The sequence below is a fragment of the Microbacterium sp. zg.Y909 genome (assembly GCF_024626565.1).
Window position 1 is genome coordinate 22,555 of the sequence record NZ_JANJFJ010000005.1, and the last position, 11,026, is coordinate 33,580.

The following is an 11,026-nucleotide window of genomic DNA, read 5'->3' on the forward strand; positions in this document are numbered from 1 at the left end:
ACGCCGCCATGCTGGCATCAGACGTGTGCGAGCACGCTCTCCAGGCGCTGTCCGAGGGCCACCGGTCCGCGGAAGCGCATGAATTTGCCCGCCACACCCATGCCCAGCATCGCCGACAACCGACCCTCCTGCGAATATGCGACGAGAAAGCGATCCGGCTCGTCGATCAGCACCTGCGGTTCGGCGTGCTTCGGGATGGCCCCGAACACCTGAAGGCGCTTCCCGTACAGGTCGCTCCACACATAATCCACCTGCGGCAGCGGTGACGGCTGACGGCCGGTGAATCGGCGCGCGAGCGCGTCGGCCTGCTCGGTCGCGCTCGTCCAGTGCTGGTGCCGGACACTCGTCCCGTCCTCACGGCGATGACGCGCCACATCTCCCACAGCCCAGATCGCGGGGTCCGCCGTCCGCCCGGCCGCGTCGACGATGACTCCGCCTTCGATCTCGAGCCCAGACGACTCCAGCCAGTCCGTCACCGGCACGGACCCCACACCCATCACGACGAGGTCGGCATGCGTTTCGGATCCGTCGATGAACCGGATGGTGACGCCGCCGTCGTGGTCGACGAACTCGGCGGCCACCGCCCGCATGCGGACATCCACTCCGTTGCGCGCGTGCAGCGCCGCGATGCGCGCCCCGACCCACGGCCCCGCCACGCGGGCCAGAGGGTAGTCGGTGCCGCCGATCAGCGTGACATCGCGCCCCATCTGGCGAGCGGTCGCGGCGATCTCGCTGCCGATGAAGCCGGCACCCACCATCGCGATGCGGTGTGCCGCCGACAGGTCCTCACGAAGCCGGCGGCAGTCGTCGATCGTGCTGAGCGCATGCACACGATGGCTTTTCTGCGCGGCGGGAAGCTGCAGGGGGCGCACCCCGGTCGCGACGACCAGCGTGTCGTACCCGACGCGGGCGCCGTCGGCGAGCACGGCTTCCCGCTCTTCGCGATCGATGGCGTCCACCCGAGCGGAGAGCCGCAGGTCGATTCCCGCGTCCTGCAGCTGCTGCTGCGTGGCGAGGGTGATGTCCGCCAAGGCCTTGTCACCCTTGAGGAGATCCTTGGACAACGGCGGCCGGTCATAGGGAGCGTGGGCTTCGGCGCTGAGCAACGTGATCGCGCCTTCGTGCCCACCGCGGCGCAGGCTCTGCGCCAGCCGCGTCCCGCTCACCCCGGCACCGACGATGACGACGTCCCCGATAGGCGAGTCCATCCGGTCGCCGGTTGTCTCTTCGGCCGCGGTCACCAGGTCACCGGCATCGCGTCGACGATGTAGATGATGGTGTCCTCGCGGAACGGAAGCCCCGCCTCCGGCACCGCGAGGCGCAGCGTCGGGATGCGACGGTACAGCGTGGCGAAGACGACCTGCAGCTCGACGCGAGCCAGCGACTGACCCGCACACTGATGCGTCCCGTAACCGAACGCGTTGTGCCGGCGGGCTTCCCGCCGTCGCAGGTCCAACGCGTCCGGGTTCCAGAAGACGGCCGGATCGCGCGAGCTGACATTGTCCAGCGCGATGACTCCCTCGCCCTCGCGGATCAGCGTGCTGCCGACGGTCACATCCGCCGTTGCGACGCGCCGACGACCGGTCTGAGTCGGCGCGACATAGCGGAGCAGCTCCTCGGTGGCGTTGGCGACGAACGCGGCATCCCCGCTGTTGTCGATGAGCAGCTGAAGCTGGTCGGGGTGGTCGAGCAGCGCGAGTGTTCCGAGCGCGATCAGAGCGAGTGATGTGTCGTGCGCGGCACCGATGAGCAGCGTCACTTCGGCGACGAGCTCATCACGACCCATCACGCCACCATGCACGCCGTCCTCGAGCAGGTGCGTGATGAGGTCGTCACGCGGTTCGTTCTCTCGGGCGCAGATCAGCTGATCCGCATAGTCGTTGAGCGAAGCGATGGCCGCCGCGGCCTGTTCGGGCGTGGAGTCACCCGACGACATCGTCAGTGCCAGGTCGAGGAACGTCCCGCGATCGGTCTCAGGCACGCCGAAGAGCTCGCCGAGCACTTCGATGGGCACCCGAAGCGCGAACGCGTCGATGAAATCCACCGGTCGAGGACCGGCGAGCATCCGGTCGATGGTCGCGTCGACGATGCGCTGGATGCCGGGACGCAGCAACTCCATCCGCGGGGCGGAGAAGTGCTTGGCGAAAAGTCGCCGGTACGGCAGATGCTCGGGGTCGTCCATCGTCAGGAAGGTCTTCTTCTTCGAGACGTACCCGGCGTTCTTGAGGGGGAAGCCCGGGCGGGACTTGTCCGCGCTGAAGGTCGGATCCCCGAGCACCTGGCGGTACTCCGCGTAGGAGCCGACCATCCAGGGCTCACTGCCGTCCCAGATGCGCACGCGCCGCATCGGCTCCCCGGTGCGCTGGCCGGCCCGCTGCGAGGGCGGCGGGCCCACCCGGTCGCCGGGTGCGCGCTCGGTGGTCCACACCGTGACCTCGCCCGTGGATGTCATCGTTCGTCCCTTCATCGCTGCGCGACCGCCGCGGCGGTGCGCTTCAGCATCCTTCTGACAACGCGGTCAGTCCTCGCGGACGGCGAGCCTGATCACACGCGCCGGGCAGACCTCGACGGCTTCCTCGACCAGCGGGACCTGGTCCTCGCTCGGGTGCACGGTGAGCAGCTCCACGACACCGTCCTCATCGCGCTGGGTGAAGATGTCGGGCGCGACGAAGACGCACTGCCCTCCGCCGACGCAGATGTCCTTATCCACTTCGATCGTGTACTTCTCGTTACCGCTCATTGCAGCATCTTCCTTTCGCTGGGTCACCACGTCACCGGCATCGCGTCCACCACGTAAACGATGGTGTCCTCGCGGAACGGCAGTTCTTCCTCGGGCACCGCCAGTCGCAACGTCGGGATGCGCTTGTACAGGGTGGAGAAGACGACCTGCAGCTCGACCCGCGCGAGCGACTGCCCCGCGCACTGATGCGTACCGAATCCCAGGGCATTGTGCCGCCTTGCTTCGGGACGCGTCAGGTCGAGCCGGTCGGGATCCGGAAACTTGTCGGGGTCTCGCGAAGACACGTTGTCCAGCGCGATCAGCCCATCGCCGGCCTTGATCTGATGCCCGCCCAGCTCGGTGTCCACGACCGCGATGCGCCGACGTCCGGTCTGGGTCGGTGCGATGTAGCGCAGCAGCTCCTCGGTCGCGTTCGCGACGAATTTGGGGTCGTCGCTGTTGTCGATGAGCGCCTGCAGCTGGTCGGGGTTGCGCAACAGAGCGAGAGTGCCCAGCGCGATGAGCGACAGCGACGTATCGTGCGCGGCGGTGACCAGCCCCACGACGGAGTTCACGAGCTCCTGTCGGGTCATCACGCCGCCACCGACACCGTCTTCGAGGAACCGCGAGACGAGGTCGTCGTGCGGCTCCGACTCCTTCAAGGAGATGAGCTCCTCGGAGTACTCCAGCAGCTCCTTCATGGCGTTCGCGGTGTCTTCTGACGTCGATGAAGACGACGACATTGTCGAGGCCAGATCGAGGAATCGCTCGCGGTCTGCGGCGGGGATTCCGAAGACCTCGCCGAGAATGAGTGCCGGCACCGGAAGCGCGAATGCTTCGACGAGGTCCGTCGGGTTCGGCCCCGCAAGCATCCGATCCAGCGCCTCGTCGACGATCTCCTGGAAGCGCGGACGCAGCGCCTCCATCCGCGGGGCCGACAGGTGCTTCGCCCACATGCGGCGATACGGCAGGTGCTCCGGATCATCCATCTGCAGGAACGAGCGGTTCTTCGAGACGTAGCCCGCATTCTTCAGTGGGAAGCCCGGACGCGCCTTGTCTGCGCTGAACCGCTTGTCGTCGGCCGCGACCTGCCGGTATTCCTCGTACTTGGTCACCAGCCACGGCTCGCTGCCGTCCCAGATCCGCACGCGTCGCATCGGCTCGCTGCTGCGCTGGATGTCTACGTAATGCGGCGGCGGCGCGATGCGGTCGTCCTTGGAGCGTTCCGGGCTCCACTCCGGGGCCTGCTCTGCAACGGTGTTCTCAGTCATCTTCGACGATCTCCCTCGATCATGGCCACGCGCCTCAGCGGGCGAGTGACCCTCCATCCACATAGACACTCTGACCGGTCACCCAGGAGGCCTCGTCGCTCGCGAGGAAGCAGACGACGTTCCCGATGTCGCGTCCCGTACCCAGCCGCCCCAGGGGGACGACATCGTCACGCCCCACGCGCACTTCGGTGGAAACCGCGCCATTGCGCACCGGGTGCTCCATGAGACCGGGCCCCACCGTATTGACACGGATGCCGCGGGGTGCCAGGGCGGTGGCGAGGCCCTGCGTGTAGTTTGCCATACCGCCCTTGCTGGCCCCGTAGGCGAGGTTCAGCGGCAAGCCGCGAACGGCACCCGTCGATGAGATCATCACGTATGCGGCGCCCGCCCCCATGTGCGCGACAGCCGCCTTGATGAGCACGAACGCCCCCGTGAGATTGACCGCGAGGACGCGATTCCACCCCTCGACGGTCTCCTCATCGAAAGTGGTGCCTTGATGGCTGATGCCGGTGGCGTTGACGAGGATGTCGATTCCGCCCCCGAGGTTCTCCACCGCGGCGGTGACCGCGTCGGTCACGCTGGCCTGATCCGTGATGTCGACGACTACTCCGGAGACGGCATCATTGCCGAGGGACGACGTGAAGATGTCCAGCGATTCGCGGTTGAAGTCTCCGACGACAACGGTCGCACCCTCCTCGAGCAGCTTCTCCACGATCCCCGAGCCGATGGCACCGGCTCCGCCGACCACCAGCGCACGCTTGCCCGCGACCCTGCCCTGCCCTGCGCCCTTCATCGCACCGGCCAGTCGACGAATTCCTCCTGGAAGCCGCGGTCCAGCGCCTCGACGACGACATCGCCGAGTTGCGCCAGCCGCACCCCCTCAGGCCCCATGCGGCCGCGCTGAGTGGCGGATCTGTTGTGGAAGTGATGCAAGTGGTACTCCTTCATGAATCCGATGCCGCCGTGCAGCTGGTTCGCCGTCTGCGTGGCGCGCACTGCCGCGTCGCCGAGGAACCAGCCGGCCTCGGCCGCCTGGCGCTCGAAAGGCTCGCCCTCCGCATAACGCCACAGCGCGTGATTGACGAGGTTCCGCGCCGCCTCCTGATCGATGGCCATGTTCGCCAGATGATGCTGCACCGCCTGGAATTGCCCGATCGGCTTTCCGAACTGCTCGCGCTGCAGCACGTGGGCCGTCGTCATCTCCTGCACGCGGCGGATCACTCCCACGAGGTCGGCAGCCCGCAGCAGCCGCATGAGGTGCTGATTCTCGCGCCACTGAGCGCCCGTCAGCTCTGCAAGCGGCTCACCCAGTTCGGCGTTCTCCAAGATCACCGCGCCGGCACGGGTGCCGTCCATCATCCGCTGAGCGACGATCCGCACACCTGTGGTCTGCGGTGTGACGATCCACAGGCCCACACCGTCGCGATGAGGGGCTGCGAGCAGAATGTGCTCCGCTCCGTCGGCCCACTCGACGCCACCGGCCCTGCCCGAGACGGCCGACCCGCTGCGTCGGATCGAGGACAAGTCAGCGAGGGTCGCAACAGCGCCGTCACGTACCGCGTCCACGAGTCCGGCTCCGGCCTCTCCCAGGGCGCGGCGCGCGATGACCCCCGCGATCGCCGAAGCGAGGAAGGGCCCGGTATAGGCGAAGTATCCGAGTTCGGTGAGGATGATGCCCAGTTCGACGAGCGTGGCATCCTCGTCGTCCTCGAGCCCGATCGTCGTCATGCCCGCCTCGTGGAGTGCTTCCTGCGCGGCGCGGGGATAGCCATCCGCGCCGGAGAGGATCTCCGACACCTTCTCCGGAGGTGCGTGCTCGGCGAGGATGTCGTCGACGAGCTCCCGCAGCGTCCGCTGCTCTTCCGAGAGCGAAAGGTCCATGTCGTCCTACCTCCGGTTCCGCGGCAGGCCCAGCCCGCGCTGTGCGATGATGTCCCGCTGCACTTCGTTCGTTCCCGCGGCGAAGCGGTACACGGTCGACTCGCGGTAGTTGATCTCGAGCACGCCCCGCAGCGGCGCATCCGCCTCATTCACGCCGACGGCACCGTCCGCGCCCATGAGCGAGATGGCCGTGCCGGTGACGAGCTGGCCGTAGTCGGTGTTCCACACCTTGGCCATCGAACCCTCTGCATTGGGGACCTGGCCGTTGGAGATCATGCCGGCGATGCCCAGCGAGAACAGTCGCGCGACGTCGAGCCGCGTGGCGAGCTTGCCCAGCTCTGCACGCACCAGCGGATCATCGGCCGGCCGCGTCCCGTCCTCATCGCGATGCATCGCCCACTCGGCGAGCTCTCCGAACTCGCGCACCAGCCTGTTGGCGGTGGGCGCACGCTCGAAGTCGAGCGCCATCCCGATGACCTTCCAGCCCTCGTTCTCCTCACCGACGCGGTTGGCAACAGGGACGCGCACGTTGTCGTAGAAGACCTCGTTGGTGCGATAGTCGGCACCGGTGATCAGTGGGCGCACCGTGATACCGGGAGTGTCCAGCGGCACGATGACGACGGTGACACCGCGGTGTCGCGAGTCCGGTGCGCCGGTGCGCACCGTCAGCCAGACATGCGTCGCGTACTGAGCCGCCGTGGTGTAGATCTTCTGCCCGTTGATGACATAGTCGTCGCCATCGCGTACGGCCCGGGTCTGCAGGTTCGCGAGGTCCGTGCCCGCACCCGGCTCGGAGTACCCGAGGCAGAACTCGTATTCACCGGTGAGGAGCTTCGGCAGGTACGCCTTCTTCTGCTCCTCCGAGCCGATACGCAGCAGGGTGGGTCCGATCATCGCCACTCCGAGCATCATGCTGGGGAACTGACGGCGTGAGAGCTCGTCCATGACCATCCACTGCTGGATGCCGGTGGCATCCTTGCCCCCGTACTCGACCGGCCAGGAGATGCCGAGTCGCCCGTCCTGACCCAGTCGGCGGATGAAGGCCCGGCGCTCCGCGATGTCCTCCTCGAGCATCGAGTGGTCCGGACCGATCACGCCGGGATCGTCGTAGAATCCCTCGGCGACGAGGCCGTCGAGATACTCGCGGAACTCGTCGAGATACTCGCGGTCTTCTCGCTTCAGTGCGAAATCCATCTAATCTCCTTCGCTTGCAGTCTGGGAGGCGCTCATCGCGGGGCCACCCACGGGTGAGACGTTCAAGGGGAAGTGGCAGGCCACCTCGCGACCCGGCAGCACCTCTCGCAGCGCGGGGACCTCCTGCGCGCAGCGTTCCTGCGCCAACGGACACCGCGTGCGGAAGCGGCAACCACTGGGAGGATTGCGCGGCGAGGGGATCTCACCGGCCAGGATCGCCCCAGGCAGGGCTGCCCGCGCATCGGGTTCGGGCACGACGGCCAAAAGCGCCGCGGTGTACGGGTGCAGGGGCGCTTCGTAGAGCGCGTCAGACGGGCCCAGCTCGGCGACCTTGCCCAGATACATGACCATCACCCGGTCGGAGACGTTCTTAACGACGGCGAGATCGTGACCGATGAACAGCACGGCGAAGCCCAGTTCCCGCTGTAACTCCATGATCACGTTGAGCACTGTCGCTCGAAGAGACACGTCCAGGGCGGAGACGGCCTCGTCGCAGACGAGCACCCGGGCGCCCGACAGGAGCGCGCGCGCGATGGCCGCCCGCTGGCATTGCCCGCCCGACAGCTGCGCCGGTCGCGCGTCCCCGTGCATCTTCGGTTCCAGCCCGACGTTGCCGAGCATCTCGTCGATGCGGCGATTCGCTTCAGCGCCGCCGACGCCCGCGAGCCGCAACGGCTCACCTACGCTCTGGCGGATGGTGTGCCGGGGGTTCAGTGACGAGATGGGCTCCTGGAAGACCATCTGCAGCTTCGGGCGCACCGCTCGCAGCCGACGCCCGGAGAGCGTCGTCAGATCGACGTCCTCGAAGTACACCTCGCCCTCGCTGGGTCGGGGCAGCTGGAGGATTGCACGTGCGAGGGAGGACTTGCCGCAGCCCGACTCGCCGACGATGCCCAGCGTCTGCCGGTAGGCGAGGTCGAACGTCACGTCTTCGACGGCCTTCATCGGGCCGCGGGGGGTCTGGTAGGTCACCGCCAGGCCTCGCACGCGGAGCGCATGCCGTTCCACCTCGGTCGCCTCGATCGCGTCGGTCGTCATCGCGCCTCCCGCACTTCGCCGAGGGGAAACCAGCACCGGTAGAGATGGCCATCCGGATCAGCTTCGAGCGGCGGGTGCTCCTCGCGGCATTTGTCCTGCACGAACCGGCACCGCGCCGCGAAGCGGCATCCCTCGGGGACAGCCGCCAGCGACGGAGGCAGACCGCGGATCCCCGACACCGGCGTGCGGGATGGGGCGCTCAGGCGCGGACTGGCGTCCAGCAACGCCCGCGTGTACGGCATGCGGACGTTCTCGAAGAGTTCCACCGTAGGCGCCGATTCGACGATCTCTCCCGCGTACATCACGATGATGCGGTCGGTGCGACCAGCGGCAACGGCGAGATCATGCGTGACCAGAAGCATCGACATCCCTCGCGCCTCCCGGCGCCGCGCGAGAAGGTTGAGGATCTGGTTCTGGATCGAGACGTCCAGCGCCGTGGTCGGCTCGTCGGCGATGAGCAGTTCGATCTCGCCGGCGAGCGCAATCGCGATCATGACGCGCTGCCGCTGGCCGCCGGAGAGCTCGTAGGGATACATGCTCAGGCGGCTCTCCGGATCGGGGAGCCCAACCTCGGTGAGCAGTTCGATCGCGCGTCTGCGGGCATCGCCGCGCGTCGATCCGTGGTGCAGGCGGATCGTCTCGATGAGCTGCGCACCGATCTTGCGCACGGGGTTGAGACTGCTCATCGGGTCCTGCAGGATCATGCCGATCCGCTTACCCCAGAGTTCGCGCAGTTCCTTCTCGGACAGTGCGGTGATCTCCACCTCGGCGAAGTGGATCGTACCCCGCCGCTCGGAGGATCGCCCCTCGCCGATCAGGCCCATGATGGTGCGCACGAGCACAGACTTCCCCGAACCCGATTCGCCGACGATGCCGATCGTCTCGTCCCGCTGCACGGTGAGGCTGATTCCGGTCAGCGGTCGGATGGACTTGTCGCCGACGTGGAACACCATTTCGAGTCCATCCACCACGACTAGTGGCTGCTCACTCATCCGCCCACCGTCACTCTCACCACAGAACGCCGCTGCTGCAGGTACTCGCCCACGAGGTTCAGCGACATGACCGTCAGGAACAGGACGAGCGAAGGGATGAGCACCACGTGCGGGGCGGCCACCATCACCGTTCTGCCGGAAGCGATCATGTTGCCCCAGCTCGGCTCCGCAGAAGGGATGCCGAAGCCCAGGTAACTCAGCGAACCCTCCGCGATCGCCAGGATCCCCATGACCACGAAGGAGTAGGCGAGAACCGCGGGGAAGATGTTGGGAAGGATGTCGCGACGCATCACCCGGCCAGGCGGGACGCCCAGAACGATGGAGGCCGTGACGAACTCGCGTGATCGGAAGGTCAGTGTGCCCGCCCGCGCCAGGCGCAGGAAGGTCGGGGACATCGCGATCCCGAGTCCGACCACGAGAACAGCGGCGGACGCACCGTAGAGAGCGACCAGAACCATGACCAGGACGAGGGTCGGAAAGGCCAACACAGCGTCGGACAGAATGCTCAGTGTCCGCTCCGGGACACCTCTCTTGTACCCGGAGACGATACCCGCCGTCACCCCGATGAGGATGGCCAGGACTGCCGCCCCGACGACCACGGTTGCGGTGTTGGCTGCTCCCTGCATCAGTCGCGTGAGGATGTCACGGCCCAGCTGATCCGTTCCCAGCAGGTGGGCCATCGACGGACCCTTTGCGATCGCAGAAGTGTCCGAGGAGTTCCCATTCATCGGCACGACCAATGCGGTGAGGGCGGCCAGCGCGACGAGTGCCAGCCAGACGATGCTGAACGCAACGAGGGGACCCATGCGACGGCGGCGACGGACCGTCGGAGAGATCTTCACCAGAGCAGTGTCAGCGCGCATGCGTCACCCGCGGGTCCACGAATCGGTACAACAGGTCGATGCAGAGGTTGATCACGATGTAGACGAGAGCGATGAGCAGGACGAGCGCCTGCATGACCACGATGTCGCGCGACGAGATGGAGAGGGCCATCAGCTGGCCGAGGCCGGGGAGCGCGAAGATCATCTCGATGACCACCGATCCGCCGATGAGTGCCGCCATGTTCAGGCCGGCCAGGGTGAGGAAGCCGAGGCTCGATGGGCGCAGCGCCTGGCGCCAGATCAGGTTGCGCGGGCGCATGCCCTTTGCCCGCGCCGCCAGGATGAAGTCCTCACCGAGCGTGGTGCCCATGTCGCTGCGCAGAACGCGCTGGTAGACACCGAACGGCACCAGCGCCAGCGCACATGCGGGCAGGATCATGCTGCGCAGATTCGCCCCGAGATCCTGGTCGATCGGCACGAACCCCGAAGTCGGGAGTATCGGCCACCAGACGGCGAACACCAGGATCAGCACGAGGGCCGTGACGAACGGCGCGACCGAGATGCTCGCGAAGGCCAGAGCCGCCGACGACCGGTCCAGCGCGCGCCCCGGGCGGAAGGCGCTGTAGACGGCCAGTGGGATGGCCAGAACGATGGCGAGGATCTGCGCCATGATCATCAGTTGGATGGAGACCGGGGCCCGCACGAGGATCGCCTGGCCGGCGTTCTCCTGCGTGCGGATGGAGGTTCCGAAGTCTCCGCTCAGAGCACCCCCCAGCCACTCGGCGTAGCGGACCAGGAAGGGGTCATCCAGCTTCAACTGCTGTCGCAGGATCTCGACTTGAGCGAGCGTCGCGTCCTCACCGAGGATTGCGCGGGCAGGGTCTCCCGGGAGCTGATCCACCATGAAGCTGATAGCCAGCGTGACCAAGAGAAGCACCGTCAGGAGAGAGAGGACTCTCGAGAACACTGGCCTCATCTCGACCTCCTCGCGGTCTGTACATCGGTGTACACGCACACCATATCAGGCTCATATCAATTATCAAATGTCGCGGGGGGGGGGAGTCGGCCCCCGCCCGGCGGGGGGGGGGTGGTAAGCCGCGGAGGGGGTAC

At 67.0% G+C, this 11,026-nt stretch carries 11 protein-coding genes; all 11 read right to left on the minus strand.

From position 1 onward, the window contains the following. Nucleotides 1-17: 17 nt before the first annotated feature. Nucleotides 18-1,208, minus strand: a complete 1,191-nt coding sequence (locus NQ160_RS00865) for an NAD(P)/FAD-dependent oxidoreductase (RefSeq protein WP_257513334.1) — start codon at nt 1,206-1,208, stop codon at nt 18-20. Between the two features lie 29 nt (nt 1,209-1,237). After that, the gene (locus tag NQ160_RS00870; protein ID WP_257513335.1) at nt 1,238-2,452 is read right to left on the minus strand and encodes a cytochrome P450; all 1,215 of its coding nucleotides are present in this window, start codon (nt 2,450-2,452) and stop codon (nt 1,238-1,240) included. A gap of 66 nt (nt 2,453-2,518) precedes the next feature. Beyond that, the gene (locus tag NQ160_RS00875) at nt 2,519-2,740 is read right to left on the minus strand and encodes a ferredoxin (protein WP_257513336.1); all 222 of its coding nucleotides are present in this window, start codon (nt 2,738-2,740) and stop codon (nt 2,519-2,521) included. 23 nt (nt 2,741-2,763) lie between these two features. Then, on the minus strand, nt 2,764-3,990 hold the full coding sequence (locus NQ160_RS00880; RefSeq protein WP_257513337.1) for a cytochrome P450: 1,227 nt from the start codon (nt 3,988-3,990) through the stop codon (nt 2,764-2,766). Between the two features lie 34 nt (nt 3,991-4,024). Next, nucleotides 4,025-4,783, minus strand: a complete 759-nt coding sequence (locus NQ160_RS00885) for an SDR family NAD(P)-dependent oxidoreductase (protein WP_257513338.1) — start codon at nt 4,781-4,783, stop codon at nt 4,025-4,027. After that, nucleotides 4,780-5,871, minus strand: a complete 1,092-nt coding sequence (locus tag NQ160_RS00890) for an acyl-CoA dehydrogenase family protein (protein ID WP_257513339.1) — start codon at nt 5,869-5,871, stop codon at nt 4,780-4,782. The genes NQ160_RS00885 and NQ160_RS00890 overlap by 4 nt, the downstream gene beginning before the upstream one ends. Before the next feature lie 6 nt (nt 5,872-5,877). Beyond that, the gene (locus tag NQ160_RS00895; protein ID WP_257513340.1) at nt 5,878-7,065 is read right to left on the minus strand and encodes an acyl-CoA dehydrogenase family protein; all 1,188 of its coding nucleotides are present in this window, start codon (nt 7,063-7,065) and stop codon (nt 5,878-5,880) included. After that, nucleotides 7,066-8,103: an ABC transporter ATP-binding protein gene (locus NQ160_RS00900; protein ID WP_257513341.1), complete on the minus strand. Its 1,038-nt coding sequence runs from the start codon at nt 8,101-8,103 to the stop codon at nt 7,066-7,068. Next, nucleotides 8,100-9,095, minus strand: a complete 996-nt coding sequence (locus NQ160_RS00905) for an ABC transporter ATP-binding protein (protein WP_257513342.1) — start codon at nt 9,093-9,095, stop codon at nt 8,100-8,102. The genes NQ160_RS00900 and NQ160_RS00905 overlap by 4 nt, the downstream gene beginning before the upstream one ends. Continuing rightward, nucleotides 9,092-9,937: an ABC transporter permease gene (locus NQ160_RS00910; protein ID WP_257513343.1), complete on the minus strand. Its 846-nt coding sequence runs from the start codon at nt 9,935-9,937 to the stop codon at nt 9,092-9,094. The genes NQ160_RS00905 and NQ160_RS00910 overlap by 4 nt, the downstream gene beginning before the upstream one ends. A 10-nt stretch (nt 9,938-9,947) precedes the next feature. Further along, entirely contained in the window at nt 9,948-10,892 is a 945-nt protein-coding gene (locus tag NQ160_RS00915; RefSeq protein WP_257513344.1) for an ABC transporter permease, read from the minus strand. Between the last annotated feature and the right edge of the window lie 134 nt (nt 10,893-11,026).